The following is a 15,040-nucleotide window of genomic DNA, read 5'->3' as shown; positions in this document are numbered from 1 at the left end:
ATCAAATTGGATTTTACAAGACAGGGAGGGAACATCAATGGCAGATTTAAGTATTAATCTCGCAGGAATCCAATCACCCAATCCGTTCTGGCTGGCCTCTGCGCCGCCTACGAATACAGGCTATCAAGTGCAAAGGGCCTTCGAAGCAGGTTGGGGCGGGGCAGTGTGGAAGACGCTCGGTGATCCGATTATTAATACCTCATCGCGTTTTGCGGCAGTGAATTTCAACGGGCAACGTGTTGCGGGCTTTAATAATATCGAATTGATCACCGACCGTCCGCTTGAGGTCAATCTGAAGGAAATTTATGAAACGAAGAAGAGATTTCCGAATCACGCTATTATTGCCTCCCTGATGGTAGAACCTTCGCAGCATAAGTGGCATGAGATTGTTAAGCGGGTAGAAGATGTCGGCGTAGACGGTCTGGAGCTTAACTTTGGTTGTCCACACGGGATGGCTGAGCGTGGGATGGGCGCGGCTTCGGGGCAGCAGCCTGATCTGGTACAGGCGCAGACCACTTGGGTAAAAGAAGTGGCGACCACTCCGGTGATTGTGAAGCTGACGCCCAACATTACGGATATCACTGTCGTTGCCCGTCATGCGGTTAAGGGTGGGGCAGATGCGATTAGTATGATCAACACCATCAACAGTCTTGCAGGGGTAGATATTCATAGCTGGAATACGATTCCGAACGTTGGGGGCCAGGGTGCGCATGGCGGCTATTGCGGTCCGGCTGTGAAGCCAATTGCGCTTAGTATGGTGGCCGAGTGTGCCCGTGACCGGGGAGTAGGCATTCCTATCTCCGGTATTGGAGGGATTTCGACCTGGCAGGATGTTGTTGAATTTATGCTAATGGGCGCTACGGGCATTCAAGTGTGTACAGCGGTCATGCATCATGGCTTCCGGATTGTGGAAGAAATGATCGATGGGCTGAACAACTATTTAGATGACAAAGGGTTGGCTTCCGTAACAGAGCTAATCGGAAAATCGGTATCTAGATACTCCAACTGGGGAGATCTGGATCTCAATTATAAGGTCGTTGCACGCATTAATGAAGAGAATTGTATTAACTGTAATAAATGCCATATTGCCTGCGAGGATGCTTCACATCAATGTATTGATATGTTAACGAATGCAGATGGGAAAGCTATTCTACAGGTGCGTGAGGAAGACTGTGTAGGCTGTAATCTTTGTTCTATTGTCTGTCCAGCAGACGGGGCGATTGATATGGTTCCAGTGGACACTGGAGCTGCGCCTTTGACCTGGAATGAACGCCAGAAAGTGATCAGTAGTTTGAACGGCTCCTATTCGGAAGCGGAGGTGGTGTAAGGATGAAGAAAATTATTAAGAATGGAATCATCGTTACCGCAGCAGATACTTATACAGGCGATGTGGCTATTGAAAATGGTGTTATTACAGCGATTGGTCTCCATTTGGAGTCTCCAGGTGCGGAGATTATAGATGCCTCTGGGTGTTATGTATTTCCTGGCGGTATTGATCCGCATACACATTTGGATATGCCTTTTGGCGGTACAGTTACAGCGGATGATTTCGAGACGGGAACCATTGCGGCTGCATATGGGGGAACGACTACAGTTATTGATTTTTGCTTAACGACCAAAGGACAACCGCTACAGCAAGCCGTAGATACATGGCATCATAAGTCGCAGGATAAAGCGGTTATTGATTATAGCTTCCACCTTATGGTTTCGGAATTAAACGATAAAGTACTGGGCGAGCTTCCGGAGATTATTGAGAATGAAGGCATTACCTCACTCAAGGTATTTATGGCATATAAGAATACTTTTCAGGCAGATGACGGCACACTTTTTAAGACGCTGCAAGCCGCGAAAAAAGAAGGTGCGCTTGTGATGGTGCATGCGGAGAACGGGGATGTCATTGAATACCTGGTGGAGCAGGCTTTAGCCGCTGGCAATACCGACCCGATCTTTCATGCGCTGACCCGCCCGCCGGAGCTGGAAGGTGAAGCTACAGGACGCGCGGCTTATTTAACCGAACTGACGGATTCACAGCTGTATGTTGTACATGTGACCTGTGCGGAAGCCGCTTGGAAGATTGCTGAAGCGCGTAAAAAGGGACTGCGTGTCTACGGCGAGACTTGTCCACAGTATTTAGTGCTGGATCAGACGGCGCTGGAAAAGCCTAATTTCGAAGGCGCCAAATACGTGTGGTCTCCGCCGCTGCGTGAGCAGTGGAATCAGGATGTGCTATGGGATGCGCTGTGGAGCGGCAGCTTGCAGACGATTGGCTCGGATCAGTGCTCCTTTGATTTCAAAGGACAAAAGGATCTGGGACTTGGTGATTTCTCCAAAATCCCGAACGGTGGACCGACCATCGAGGATCGGTTTACAATTCTATATTCGGAAGGGGTGCAGAAAGGCCGGATCTCGTTGAACAAATTCGTAGACATCATTTCGACCTCCAGTGCCAAACTGTTTGGATTGTATCCGCAAAAAGGCACAGTAGCGGTAGGTAGCGATGCTGACTTGGTTATTTTTGATCCTTCTGTAGAAAGAACACTTTCTGCGGACACGCATCATATGAACGTCGATTATAATGCGTTTGAGGGCTTTGATGTAAAGGGAGAGCCTGTTTCCGTCCTCAGTCGAGGTGAGTTTGTAATTCGAGATAAGCAATTTGTCGGCAAGGCCGGTTCGGGAAAATATTTAAAACGCAAGCGTTTTGCAGCGGAGGCCGCTCTTCCGTCTAAGGCGGAAATTAGCGGAGGTGTAGTCTAATGTCTGCCTATGCGGAATATGCCAAAGAACAGCAAGAGATCGACGGGCTGCTCTTTAAAGGATATACAATTGCCAGTATCCAAGAGGACTTGGACGGCGCTCGAATAAAGTTTGTTAGAGGGGAACCGGCCAAGAGCTCGATAGAGCTATTGTTGCTGACGGCAGATGCCCGTAAGTATGTGACCACCGTTGTGGTTGCGGGTTTGATGGCGGCTGGTGAGCAGGCCAATTGTTACAGTGGAGAGGTTTGAGGTGAATGAATTGAAAGCCGAGTAGTAAGCTTCTAGATCAGGAGGCTTGGTGCTCGGCTTTTTGTGCGTCCGTAGCTGCTTCGCGGCTCGTAATATACTTTTTAGGGAAATTCTCCCCAAAATTAACCGATTACGGCCTCGAACAGATGTTTTAGGGAAAATCTCCTTAAAAATCACTAAAATAAGGCCGATTTTATTCCAAACCGCTAAAAATTAGGGGAGTTTTCCCCAAAGTGCAATTTTTATCGTTTAAAAGACCAATAATTAGGGAGGGTTTCCCTAATCTATTTATCCTTCTGCTCACGCTCTGTACGCGCTATATACTCATGCCGTAATATGGACATGATATGCAGAGATTCAAAGCGTTCACCTACTTTTATGCAATCACGTAGAGTGCCTTCCAGTGTAAAGCCGCAGCTTTCATAGACATGCCGTGCCCTGGTGTTGTGGTCTCTAACATCTAACCATAGACGATGCGTTTCAGTGCTGCGAAAGATCCAGTCGGTCACGAGACGAAGCGACAACTTGCCATACCCAAACCCCTTGGAATGGATGACTATTCTTTTAATGCAAACGGTAAGATGGGTGTCTTGAAGCCCTGTTACGATCATATAGCCGACTCTTTTCCCTGTGCTGTCCCAAATTGTAAGGTGTAGAATATCTGGATCTTGGAGAGCTGTAGTGTGCTCCTCCTTACTCCATTGACCGATGTAGACGCGGTTTAGTTCACTTTGTTCAATGGCTAGAACGAACGCTAAATCCTGCTTAGTGGTGCGTTGTAGATCCAAGGCTTCTGAATGGAGAATCATAACCATGCGCCCCTGTCTCATATGTATTTTCTATCTATGGTAACGGATGATTAGCTTGCTGTCATTCATGTAGTTCTAGCTTGTTTTCTTTATATTGGAAGGGCTGTAGGAATGATCGAAACTTCGTGTATAATTGAGACCAGGTGTTAAGAATTCCAATCGGATGAGGAGATCAGCTGGTTATGTACTATCTTGATATTATATCTTGGCTGACAGAGGATAATCTGCGGCATCTGCTTGAACAATATCGTTCGTTTGGGCCCTTTCCGGGCATCGCATTAACGTTTATGAAATCATTTATACCACCACTACCAACTATTGCAATCGTAGGATTAAACGGGGCTGTATATGGTTTATGGTTAGGTTTTTTGTATTCTTGGCTCGGTTTGGTTGCGGGCTGTGTGACAACATTTTGGATTATTCGCAAAGTAGCTTCGCATCGGTATCTGCGAAAATGGGCAAAACGGCCAAAGGTAGCCAAAAGTATGACATGGGTGCGGCAAAGCGGATTCAGTTATGTGTTTCTGCTTAGTATATTCCCGGTAGGGCCCTTCGTTGTAATTAATATGGCTGCTGGTCTTGCTGGGATGAGATTTCGCTCATACCTCCTTGCACTGACTGTGGGCAAAGCAATCATGGTATTTGCGGTTTCATACATTGGCAATGACTTGGAACGCTTCATTCGCCAACCATGGGAGATCATCTATGTCTTAGTGTTTATTGGACTGTCGTTATGGGGAGTTAAAGCTATTGAGGCGCGATTCGCTAGAACGGTGCAAGATGGAAATAAGGTCGCTTAGTCCTGTGAATGAATTATTTTGATAGAACAAAGGAGGAAATGATGATGAAATATCGTAAACTTGGCAGTACAGGGATGAATGTATCGGTGATCGGCTTGGGTACTTGGCAGTTCGGTGGAGAATGGGGCAAGGATTTCACTCAAGTGGAAGTTGACGCTATGCTGGATAAGGCTGGAGAACTGGGCATTAATCTGATTGATACGGCAGAGTGTTATGGAGATCATTTGTCTGAGAAGTTCATCGGGGGCTATCTGGCTCGCCGGAAGCGTGAGGACTGGATTGTGGCTACGAAGTTCGGGCATCATTTTCAGGGTCATTTGCAGCGGGAACAGCTATGGCGTGCTGAGGATGTGCTGAAGCAGCTGGATGATTCACTGCGTGCACTCCAGACCGAGTATATCGACCTCTATCAATTCCATTCCGGAACCGATGAGCAATTCGATAATGACAAGCTGTGGAGTATGCTCGACAGACAGAAGCAGGCAGGCAAAATCCGTCACCTTGGTGTCTCGATCAGCGCATCGGGCTCGGGTGTACATCAGACCTCTGCGGCAGCGGATGTGCAGGCAGAGGCCATACAAGTAGTATATAATCGGCTGGATCGTCAACCGGAGGAAGAGATTCTTCCACTCTGCATCGAGAATCAATTAGGTGTGTTGGCGCGTGTTCCGTTAGCGAGTGGTTATTTAAGTGGCAAGTACAAGCCGGATGCGGTGTTCAGTCAGGGTGATGTGCGTGCTAACCATAAAGAGGATGTAAGACAAAAGCAGCTGCGGGCTGTAGCTGAAATTGCTGCCAACGAAGTGCCTTCGGGTCTCGATATGGCGCAGTGGGCTTTGGCGTGGTGCCTTCAGCATCCCGCAGTAACCAGTGTGATTCCAGGTTGTAAGAATGTAGAACAGGTTATTTCCAACGCCAGTGCTGCTGATCTGGACATGGTGAAGGATACTGCGCAATAAGCTGGAAACTACACCGAAAAAAGCGCTTTGACCTTCGCTTCAGCGGGATCCTCATTGTAGATATGAGTCCAGCTGTTCGTTGAAGCATCATAAAGATAATCCTGCTTCCATTGCTGGATATGGATCACGATATTTCGTATAGCGGATACAATTCTCTCTACCTCCTGATTCGTCATAATGGGGTGTAGAGAGATGCGGATCCAACCCGGTCTAAGCGACTGGTCTCCTACGGTAATTGCTTCAGCGATTTGAGCAGATTGCACCCACCCTAATTCAAGAAGGTAATGCCCATAAGGACCTGCACAAGAGCAACCACCCCGGGCTTGTATACCGAAGCGATCATTCAGTAGTTGGACTGCTAAGTTATAATGGATATCACGTAGTGTAAAAGAGACAATCCCATGGCGTTCTGTATGATGCCCAGCCAGTAAAGAGCACTCGGGTATGCAGCGGAGTCCGTTCATTAATTGCTGGCACAGCTCGTGCTCTCTAATCGCCATATAATGACCGTTTCCATTCATTTGGTCCTTCAGTTTCACACATAATGCCGTTCGAAAGGCTTGCAGAAACCCCGGCGTTCCCCCGTCTTCCCGCATCTCAATTTCATTGGTGTAACGGCGTCCTCCCCAAGGATTGACCCAAGCCACTGTACCTCCACCCGGTTCGTCAGGAATACGCCCATTACTTAGTGCTTCATCAAAGATTAGAACTCCGTTCGTGCCCGGTCCACCCAGAAATTTATGCGGAGAAAAAAAGATCGCATCCAGCTTCTCCAGTGGTGAGACCGGATGCATATCGATAGGCTCATAGGGAGCGCTAGCGGCAAAATCTACAAAACACAGGCCTCCGTGACGGTGCATCATCGCGGCAAGCTTCTGGTAGGGAGTCTGAATTCCGGTCACATTGGAGCAAGCCGTAAATGAACCGATTTTCCAGTGGCGATGCTGATATAACTTTAACTGCGCTTCAAGCTGCTGAAGATCTACATTCCCGTCCTCTCCGGGAGGAACAGTCACAACGTCACCAACTCCCTCCTGCCAGGGAAGAATATTGGAATGATGCTCCATATGGCTGGTGAAGATCACAGGACGCTCCTCCATCGAATGGGTACCATAATCCTGGAGCCATTCAGGGAGTCTTAAGCCCATGATACGCTGCAGCTTGTTTACAGCTCCCGTTGTTCCATTTCCGCAGAAGAGCAGGACGTCCTGAGGGCCGGCATTTACATGCCTTTTGATGATTTGTCGTGCTTCATGATAAGCCAGTGTCATGGTTAATCCGGTGGTGTTGGAGTCTGTATGCGGATTGCTGACATATGGACCGAAGGCTTCCTGCAGCTTCCGTTCGATCGGTTCATATAAACGTCCGCTTGCTGTCCAATCGGCATACAGCAGTGGCTGTCTACCATAGGGTGTGGTGATCTGATGCCGAATTCCAATGGTGTGCTCGCGAAAAGTCTCGAAATGGTTTTGTAGTGAAGCGGGCGTCTCTGCAGAAGAGTCGTGGATGATGTTTAGCACGGATTTCCCTCCAGCCCGTACACCGTCTATTCTAAAGTTATAGTGTGTTTTCGGCGTACCAGTAGTTTCTATGGCACCAGTATATGCTTGCTTGGAGAATTGGGTTAAAGCCTAGTGGTATCATTTAAATAAATAATTGGACGTCGCTTTCTAGTGCATCTTTTAAATACGCCGCAGCATCGATAATCTCTACCTCGGGCAGCAGTTCCTCTGTTTTAAAGCCCATGATCTCGACGGAGAGCTTGCAGGCATAGAATTTAATGTTTTTTTTACGAGCCCCTTTCAGAAAATGAATCAACTTCGGCGCGCCTTGCTCCTCCATCATTTCTTCTAACATCATTCGGCCCAGCCCGCTGAAGTTCAAATGAGAGAGAGGTAGCTGTCCGGGTCCCTTTGGCGTAATAACATCCATCAGCTTCTCATAAATACTCTTATCCTCGAGTGTCATTTTTTCCGGATCACGCACCAGAAACAGGCCCCAGAAAGAGAAAAACATGGTAACCTCGACATCAATATCTCGCGCGGCATTCGCTAGGATCAGTCCCGCCATGGCTTTGTCATACTCTCCGCTAAACATCAGCAGATTGATTTTTTTACTCACCTGCATAGTCCTCCCGTTACTTATTTTGAATTATAAGAAAGTATAAGTTTCACGATATACGGTTTTCTTATAATTCTCGCATAAACGCTTACCGTCCTTAAGAGGACGCCGAAGGCGTTATAGCTTGGAATGTCATTAGTATGGTTATGGTGGGGAGAAGTATGCGAAGCGACCTTCCGAATTCACAAAAAAAAGCCCCCTTACGGGAGCTTCATCACCTTTATTCTGTTGCCTTAGCTTCTACTAATGTACTTCAGAATCTTTAGTTTCCGGATCTAGAGTGCTGCGGATATCATGGTAACGGGCGGAAAGCCAAATGCTTCCGGTAAATAATACGATGAGTCCAAGCACGATAGAGAATCGCCAGTCGCCTGCTTTGAAGTTCAGCTGAAGTACCGTTAGTACAAGCGAAACCTGGGTCCAGACCATTGTTCTTTTGCGAAAAGCCGCAATATCTCCAGTCATCTTTGGGATATTCCGAATGATTAAATAGGCAATAACTGCGAGAATAAGCGCAAATATAGCGGTTACGGCTAATTCAGAAGAGGATAGGACATGCATGGTCTCAGGCATCCTTTCGGCTTGCAAAAGTTAGGGTTCAAAAAAGGTGAATTACTATTTCTTGAAGATACCTAGCGGAGCTCCGATCGGTAAGAAAGTGCGTCCAAAATGAGCGTTTAGCACAGAAGCGCCACATCCGTATAAGGACACGACACCAATTCCAAGTTCGGCACAAGCAGCAAGCTTATGGAAGAACTCAGGAGCAATGCCGAAGGAATCAAAAGTGAGTCCAAGAAAGAGGAAATCTATCAATACAAAAATGATAAGCAAAACTCTATTAGCCTCAACCGCGCCAATGGTCATAAAGATCGTGAAGATCAAGTAACCCAGAAATACAAATCCGAGCTGCTTAGGATCTACAGCCTCTGCAAGCGTTGGGCCGAATACGCCGAGCTTGATTAGCCAGCTGCTAGCCATGCCGAACCAAAAGAAAGCGTAGGCGCCAAAAGCGGTCATACCAAAGGTGTTGTTGTGCTTAGCATCTTGAATTGCGGCAAATAGTTGAGCGAATGCTCCCAGGAAGATAGCCCAAGGAATGACGTAGCTAAGTCCTGTTGTAAGTTCAAGCTTCTGTGAAGAAGCAACCAATGTGACAATAGCCAGTCCGAAAAGCCCGATGGCGCTAGGGTCTGCGGTGACGATTTTGACAGATTGGGTGTTAGGGGATTGCGCTGACATGACAGTAAAAGCCTCCATTATTATATATAGTTTTACGCTCTTAAAAACAGCACTCAAAGAGCGCTGTTCATAGGCTTGCCTATCATATCATATCGGTATGTGCTTGCCTATAAAACAACACTCATTTTTTGTTGTAAAATGGTGGTCTAATGATAAATAAAGAAGTTATTGTCAGGTCCAGCTTCAATTATCAGGCTCCTAAGCCAAACAAACGGAGAAACTATGCCAAGATTAGACATTATATGCAGTGATATTCTTCACAATCTGTTGAAAATTGATGTATAATAGTCAGTGATAATTATTATCAAGTCATAAAGAAAAGGCGGTAAGCTTGAAGTGAACAAATGGACATTATTTACCAAGGCGACCCGGTTTTGGAGCTTTTCTGTTATGCTCATCCCGATTGTTTTGGGGACCGTTGGGGCATATGTATGGGAAGGGACTTTCCATCCGGTTTTATTTATTCTTACCTTAATAGGGGCGATTTCGGCGCATCTATTCTCCAATATGGTGAATGATCTGTGGGATTTCCGCAATGGAACGGATACAGAAGCAAAGAATTCCGCTGGTGAAATCAGCACAAACTCCGGGCTACTCACAGGTGGGATCCTCTCGGAGTCTTTTTATGCAAGGATGACCTGGAGTATGCTGGCTATTGCCCTAATCTGCGGTGGAATTCTAAGTATATATAGCGGTTGGAACATCCTCTGGTTTGTGCTTGTGGGTGCTTTAATTGCTTATTTCTATGTAGCCCCGCCACTGCGTTATGGATATCGCGGTAAGGGATACAGCGAGATGGCTATCTTTATAGCTTTTGGGATTATGCCTGTGTTAGGTTCCTTTTTCGTACAAACCGGTCATTTTAGTCTGAAGCCTGTAATTCTTTCATTGCCGGTTGGATTCTTGACTACATTACTGTTGTTTAATCACCATTTCCTACACTGGAAAGCAGACGAGCAGGCGGGTAAGCTTACGCTTGTTGTAGTATGGGGGGAACAAAAGGCACTTGTATTCTCACGTGTACTTCTTTTCACCGGTTACGCCTCTGTTGTGATCTGTGTACTGATGGGCGTACTTCCAGTTTATGCACTGTTGGCCTTGGTTACAGCCTTCTGGCCGATTCGTATTTATCGTGGACTGAAGCCACATAATGCTTCGCCAGCCTATATCCCGCTCATGGGTGCTTCACAAAAAGCCTCCGTTCGTTGCGGAGTAGTGATGGCAGCAGCATTACTAATTCAAGGATTATTCTGATACTAAAGTTAACATACAGAAGGAGTGAGCTTTCATGGAAAAGAAGGACAAGGAATTAATGAAGGAAGAACAAAACGCTAAAGGCAGCCAAATGGTTCTTGGAGATTTCCACTCTATTTTAGAAGAAGGAAAGGTTTGGAAGACAGGTGGATTTACACTGCCTGATGGATCGTTCTGGGCTTATCGTGAACCGGAAGCGGTAGTTATTGTTCGTAATGACACGCTCTATGTACGCGCAAAACTATCCCGTGAGAACCATCAAGTACAAATTCTAGACAATGCTAAGCATATGTATTACTCCGCGGAGCCAGTGGTAATTCCTGAGGCGGGAGAGATAAGCTTTGAGCTGCAAATTCGCAGCCGTACACAAGGGACAGCACCTGGAGATTTGTACGACGGTTATGTATCGCTGAATCTGCTTGATTTTACGACAGGTGCGGCGCTTGACTTTTTTGCGGGAAATGATAAATATGCTAGTGTGTATGGTATTCTGCCGTTCCCGGGGGTACAAGTACCAGAGAGCACAGGCACGAAATATTTCTGCATTTTTAAAGAAGATACGGATTTCAAACCACGTGAATTTAACACTTACCGCATTACGTACCACCGTGGCAACGATGAGGCTGTATTCTATTTGAATGGCAAAGAAGTACGCCGTGAGAAAAATATCCCGATCAAATTCAACAACTTTACAGTAGCGCTCGGAATTATGACAGAGAAGGATCTGAGTCCTGAAGGCAGCGTGTCTGTGCATGGACAAACGGTTATTGCAGAATGGTCCCCAGTGAAGATCACAACGACTGAACAGTAATGCCTTGCAGGCTCATTTGATAAATAAGGGTGTATGGTGTGAATATTAAAAGCTTTCTAAGATTTGTGGAGCTGCCGACAAAAGTAGCCAGTATGATTCCCTTTCTAATGGGAACGCTGTATGCCCTGTATCGGTTTGAGGATTTTTATGTGTTACGTTTTGCGTTGATGTTCGTTTCTTTGCTTAGTTTTGATATGGCGACAACGGCGATTAACAACTATTACGATTTCAAAAAAGCTTCCAAAACCCACGGCTATGGCTATGAGACGCATAATGCGATTGTACATTTTAAGCTAAAAGAGAGCACCGTTGTGGCGACGATTGTTATTTTGCTAGTTCTGGCTGCAGGGGGCGGGATTGCGCTTGTTACGCAGACGGGTTTGCTGGTCTTTTTGCTGGGTGGGCTGTCGTTCTTAATAGGTATCCTTTATTCGTTCGGGCCGATTCCGATCTCGCGGATGCCGTTAGGTGAGCTGTTCTCAGGTTTGTTTATGGGCTTTGTCATTATTTTTATCTCTGCCTATATTCATACAGATAATCATGTGGTATCGCTGCTGCTTCAGAACGGTTGGGCCAGTCTGAATATCAACATTGTGGAAGTGCTGTACCTGTTCTGGTTCTCTGTTCCCGCGATTCTGGGGATTGCAGGGATTATGCTCGCTAATAATATTTGTGATATTGATGAAGACGTGGAGAACCGCAGATATACGCTTCCGGTCTATATTGGCCGCCGCAATGCGCTCGTGCTGTTTAAATATCTCTACTATGTCTCTTATCTGGATCTTGTAGTGCTGCTGATCTTGGGGATTAACCCTATTCTTGTCTTGGCAATTCTACTTACACTGATTCCACTGCACCGAAATATCGATGTATTCACACGGAAGCAGGAGAAGGCGAGTACCTTTATTCTTGCCGTCAAAAATTTCGTGCTGATGAACGCTGCGCGTATTGCTGTGCTTGGTGCGGCGGTGCTGTTAAATAGGATAATGTAATTTTTTCCCTGAATTAAAAAGCAGTATCCATCGGAGTCTAAGCTCCTTTGGCTGCTGCTTTTTTGCGTTGTAACAGTTCTTTTCTATTAGTGATGAGTTTCATTCTATGATAAGGTGTCTTAAAGTATAGTAACTAATCCAAGGGAAGAGGTGTGTAGCCATCATGGTACAAAAACTTCGGTGGGGAATCATAGGCTGTGCGCAGATTGCGACAGGTTCAGTGATGCCAGCTATCATGAATTCAGATTCAGGAGTGATTACAGCGGTAGCAAGTCGTGGCTTGGAAAAAAGCAGCGCTGTAGCCGCAGAGTTCGGAATAGAGAAGGCATATGGAAGTTATGAAGAGTTACTTGCGGATAAAGAAATTGATGCGGTTTATGTTCCGCTCCCTAATCATCTTCATCGAGAATGGGTGATCCGTGCGGCAGAAGCGGGTAAGCATGTGTTGTGTGAGAAACCGATCGCGCTGAACAGTGCAGAGGCCGCAGAGATGGTGAAAGCATGCAATGATGCAGGCGTTCACTTAGCAGAAGCGTACATGTATCGGCACCATCCACGTATTGCTGAACTCCAGGACATTATCGCTAGTGGTGAAATCGGAGAATTACGCTCGATTCGAGGTACATTTACTTACAATGATGCTACAGACACTTCAAATATTCGTTTTAAATCGGCTTGGGGTGGCGGCTCGCTTTATGATGTTGGTTGTTATCCGTTAAGCGCGGCGCGACTGTTGTTTGGGACGGAGCCGGAAGCTGTGACCGTGCATGCGAAGTTCTCCCCTGAGCATGATAATGTAGATATGATGGCTTCAGGGCTGGTAGAGTTTCCAAATGGTTTAAGCTTGATCTTTGATTGCGGAATGTGGGCATATAACCGTCAGCTCTTGGAGATTCTTGGGACTGAGGGGCGAATAGAGGTGCCTATGCCTTTCAACGCTAGAGACGAGGATGCGGAATTCTTTGTGTACACTGGCGATGAGGTGAGACGAATCGATGCCACAGGGGCTAATCCATACATTCGGCAGGTGGATGATTTTGCAGCCGCTGTGTTCACAGGTAAGAGACTCATTGCACCGGAGGATCCGGTGCTAAGTATGCGGCTGGTTGAAACCTGCCTTGCTTCAGCAAAACAACGGCAAAGAATTAGTATGCTGTAACAGCTGAATCTAATATAGATGTACGCGAAAAAACCTTCGGCTATCTGCTATAAGCAGATAGTCGAAGGTTTTTTATATTTCTCGCATAAACGCGTACCGTCCTTTGGGGACGCCGAAGGCGTTTTTGCTTGCATGTTCGGATTTTAAACTGTGCTCAAGAGAATATCATCTTCGTCATTATTGCTATTAAAGGCTTCGCGGTCGAATTCACCTTCTGAATTGGCGACCAACAGCGCGGTTACAGCTGTTCCTGTTGCATTTACAGCGGTACGACCCATATCGATGAGCGCTTCTACACCTGCAACGATAGCGATTCCTTCAAGCGGCAGACCAAGAGCGGTTAAGACTACCGTAGTGGAGATTACGGCTGGTCCAGGTACGCCAGCTACACCAATAGAAGAGATAATACTTACTAAGACCAGCGTAATGTAGTCAGTCCAGTTCAGATCAATACCGAATACTTGGGCGGTAAACACAGCCACAATTGCCGGCCAAATGCCACCGCACGCATTGAAGTTGACCGATGCTCCTAACGGCGCAATAAAGCTCGCGATCCGCGGGGAGACATGAAGGCGCTTCGTAATGACTTCAAGATTGACAGGAAGTGTTGCGTAGCTGCTTCTAGTCGTGAAGGCAACGGTAATGGTTGGATAGATTTTGCGGAAGAAACGAATTGGATTCACCTTCGCTACTAATAGAACCAACCCGCCAAAGATAAGAACAAAATGTATAATCATTGCGACATATGAGGTAATAATTACACTGCCCAGCTCCTGCAACGTTTCCCAGCCATAACGTGCGGTAATTCCTGCAATCAGTGCGAAGACACCGTAAGGCGTCAAGCGAATAATGAATTTCACGACCTGATGCAGTATCAGTGTCAGGGATTCAATAAGATCACGTACAGGTTTCACGGCTTCCGGTTTCTTGGAGCCAATCTTGATAATAGCTACTGCTAAGAAGATAGCAAAAATGAGCAGAGGCACAACCTTACCTGTAGCTGCTTCATTCACAGGGTTAGACGGCACAAGATCCAGAATAACCTGTGAGAAGGTCGGGATTTCCCGAGCGGCGAAATCTGCAGGTACGTCCTGTTGTATCCCTTGACCAGGATTGAACAGTAATGCAACAGATAGGCCAATAATAGAAGCGATACCCGTCGTTCCGAGGAACCAGGCGAAGGTGTTGATTCCTATTTTACGCAAATACTCCAGATTGGTTAAGGAAGAAATACTGTTCAATACGAGTACAAATACTAAAGGAATGACGAGCATGCGAATCAAGCTGACATAAATGCTGCCGAATGTGCTGATGGCTTTGGTCTCTAAATCGAAGTATTGAAAGAATATTCCGGCAATTAGTCCAATGCCAAGTCCGATGAGTACTCGAGTACCAAATCCAATGCGTTTACGTGCCAGTAGAAACAAAATTGCAAAAACAAATATGGAAGCTACAAATCCATACCAGTTCGTTTCGATGGCGGATAACAAGTTGTTATCTATGTTCACTACTAATACCCCCTTAAACCTAGTTTTTTAATATGATTAATCCTATTGAGATCAATCTATATAGAATTTATAGTAAAGTCAATGTAATAATATGTTAAAAATAATCAATCCCGACAAAAACCATGTGAAAAATAAAAATTGATTGACAAGAGATTCTTGCATGAATAATATGGAACTTAATCGTTAGACCAATTGGAATCGACTGGACAGCCGGAGATTCAACGAAAGACGCTTAGTTAGGCGTCTCGTTGAGTCTCTTTTTATTTTAGAGAAAGGAGAAATAAGGGGTTAAGGTACAACAATGGTAGTTAAGAAGCATGGATCTACTGGACAGCCAGAGATTCAACAGGTACGTATTACGTGCCGTGTTGGGTGTTATT

At 46.0% G+C, this 15,040-nt stretch carries 15 protein-coding genes; 9 read left to right on the top strand and 6 right to left on the bottom strand.

What is annotated here, in order from left to right; translation table 11 throughout:
- The first annotated feature begins 37 nt into the window (after window positions 1-37).
- The 3 genes from preA to ACN6MV_RS29815 are packed head-to-tail and all read left to right on the top strand — an operon-like array spanning window position 38 to window position 3,008.
- Complete coding sequence (gene preA / locus ACN6MV_RS29825; protein ID WP_419885407.1) at window positions 38-1,327, top strand: NAD-dependent dihydropyrimidine dehydrogenase subunit PreA; 1,290 nt, start codon at window positions 38-40, stop codon at window positions 1,325-1,327.
- Window positions 1,328-1,329: 2 nt separating this feature from the next.
- Window positions 1,330-2,757 (top strand): dihydropyrimidinase, encoded by a 1,428-nt coding sequence (hydA, locus tag ACN6MV_RS29820; protein WP_339288462.1) that lies wholly within the window; start codon window positions 1,330-1,332, stop codon window positions 2,755-2,757.
- A complete protein-coding gene (locus tag ACN6MV_RS29815) occupies window positions 2,757-3,008 on the top strand; it encodes a hypothetical protein (RefSeq protein ID WP_076120218.1) in 252 nt (83 codons plus the stop codon). Before hydA ends, ACN6MV_RS29815 begins: the two co-directional genes overlap by 1 nt.
- Window positions 3,009-3,292: 284 nt before the next feature.
- Here ACN6MV_RS29815 and ACN6MV_RS29810 read toward each other — a convergent pair whose 3' ends face one another.
- Window positions 3,293-3,817, bottom strand: coding sequence for a GNAT family N-acetyltransferase (locus ACN6MV_RS29810; protein WP_042131462.1), 525 nt, complete (start codon window positions 3,815-3,817; stop codon window positions 3,293-3,295).
- 182 nt (window positions 3,818-3,999) lie between these two features.
- Between ACN6MV_RS29810 and ACN6MV_RS29805 the strand changes: the two genes are divergently transcribed.
- Both ACN6MV_RS29805 and ACN6MV_RS29800 read left to right on the top strand, forming a co-directional pair.
- Entirely contained in the window at window positions 4,000-4,617 is a 618-nt protein-coding gene (locus ACN6MV_RS29805) for a TVP38/TMEM64 family protein (protein ID WP_419885406.1), read from the top strand.
- Between the two features lie 44 nt (window positions 4,618-4,661).
- Entirely contained in the window at window positions 4,662-5,576 is a 915-nt protein-coding gene (locus ACN6MV_RS29800) for an aldo/keto reductase (RefSeq protein ID WP_419886837.1), read from the top strand.
- Window positions 5,577-5,584: 8 nt separating this feature from the next.
- Here ACN6MV_RS29800 and ACN6MV_RS29795 read toward each other — a convergent pair whose 3' ends face one another.
- From ACN6MV_RS29795 to ACN6MV_RS29780, 4 genes are all read right to left on the bottom strand, one after another.
- Window positions 5,585-7,096, bottom strand: a complete 1,512-nt coding sequence (locus ACN6MV_RS29795; RefSeq protein WP_419885405.1) for an aminotransferase class V-fold PLP-dependent enzyme — start codon at window positions 7,094-7,096, stop codon at window positions 5,585-5,587.
- A gap of 124 nt (window positions 7,097-7,220) precedes the next feature.
- Window positions 7,221-7,697, bottom strand: coding sequence for a DsrE/DsrF/DrsH-like family protein (locus ACN6MV_RS29790; RefSeq protein WP_042131456.1), 477 nt, complete (start codon window positions 7,695-7,697; stop codon window positions 7,221-7,223).
- Window positions 7,698-7,940: 243 nt separating this feature from the next.
- A complete protein-coding gene (locus tag ACN6MV_RS29785) occupies window positions 7,941-8,258 on the bottom strand; it encodes a hypothetical protein (protein ID WP_042131455.1) in 318 nt (105 codons plus the stop codon).
- A 54-nt stretch (window positions 8,259-8,312) separates the two neighbouring features.
- The gene (locus ACN6MV_RS29780) at window positions 8,313-8,936 is read right to left on the bottom strand and encodes an acetate uptake transporter (RefSeq protein ID WP_042131454.1); all 624 of its coding nucleotides are present in this window, start codon (window positions 8,934-8,936) and stop codon (window positions 8,313-8,315) included.
- A 336-nt stretch (window positions 8,937-9,272) separates the two neighbouring features.
- Between ACN6MV_RS29780 and ACN6MV_RS29775 the strand changes: the two genes are divergently transcribed.
- The 4 genes from ACN6MV_RS29775 to ACN6MV_RS29760 all read left to right on the top strand — a co-directional run bounded on the left by ACN6MV_RS29775 (window position 9,273) and on the right by ACN6MV_RS29760 (window position 13,152).
- Window positions 9,273-10,190 carry a prenyltransferase gene (locus ACN6MV_RS29775; RefSeq protein ID WP_076120223.1) on the top strand — a complete coding sequence of 306 codons (918 nt, stop codon included), beginning with the start codon at window positions 9,273-9,275 and terminating at the stop codon, window positions 10,188-10,190.
- Between the two features lie 34 nt (window positions 10,191-10,224).
- Window positions 10,225-11,001 carry a DUF6081 family protein gene (locus ACN6MV_RS29770; protein ID WP_249923585.1) on the top strand — a complete coding sequence of 259 codons (777 nt, stop codon included), beginning with the start codon at window positions 10,225-10,227 and terminating at the stop codon, window positions 10,999-11,001.
- Window positions 11,002-11,039: 38 nt separating this feature from the next.
- Window positions 11,040-11,993 carry a 1,4-dihydroxy-2-naphthoate polyprenyltransferase gene (gene menA, locus ACN6MV_RS29765; protein WP_419885404.1) on the top strand — a complete coding sequence of 318 codons (954 nt, stop codon included), beginning with the start codon at window positions 11,040-11,042 and terminating at the stop codon, window positions 11,991-11,993.
- Between the two features lie 163 nt (window positions 11,994-12,156).
- The gene (locus ACN6MV_RS29760) at window positions 12,157-13,152 is read left to right on the top strand and encodes a Gfo/Idh/MocA family protein (RefSeq protein ID WP_419885403.1); all 996 of its coding nucleotides are present in this window, start codon (window positions 12,157-12,159) and stop codon (window positions 13,150-13,152) included.
- 143 nt (window positions 13,153-13,295) lie between these two features.
- On the opposite strand, the gene ACN6MV_RS29755 is transcribed toward ACN6MV_RS29760, so the two are convergent.
- Window positions 13,296-14,654 carry a dicarboxylate/amino acid:cation symporter gene (locus tag ACN6MV_RS29755; protein WP_419886836.1) on the bottom strand — a complete coding sequence of 453 codons (1,359 nt, stop codon included), beginning with the start codon at window positions 14,652-14,654 and terminating at the stop codon, window positions 13,296-13,298.
- Window positions 14,655-15,040: the final 386 nt, after the last annotated feature.

It is taken from the genome of Paenibacillus sp. B-A-8 (genome assembly GCF_048572915.1).
In the GTDB taxonomy this organism is placed as follows: domain Bacteria; phylum Bacillota; class Bacilli; order Paenibacillales; family Paenibacillaceae; genus Paenibacillus_AQ.
This window is presented reverse-complemented; position numbering and strand designations above follow the sequence as displayed.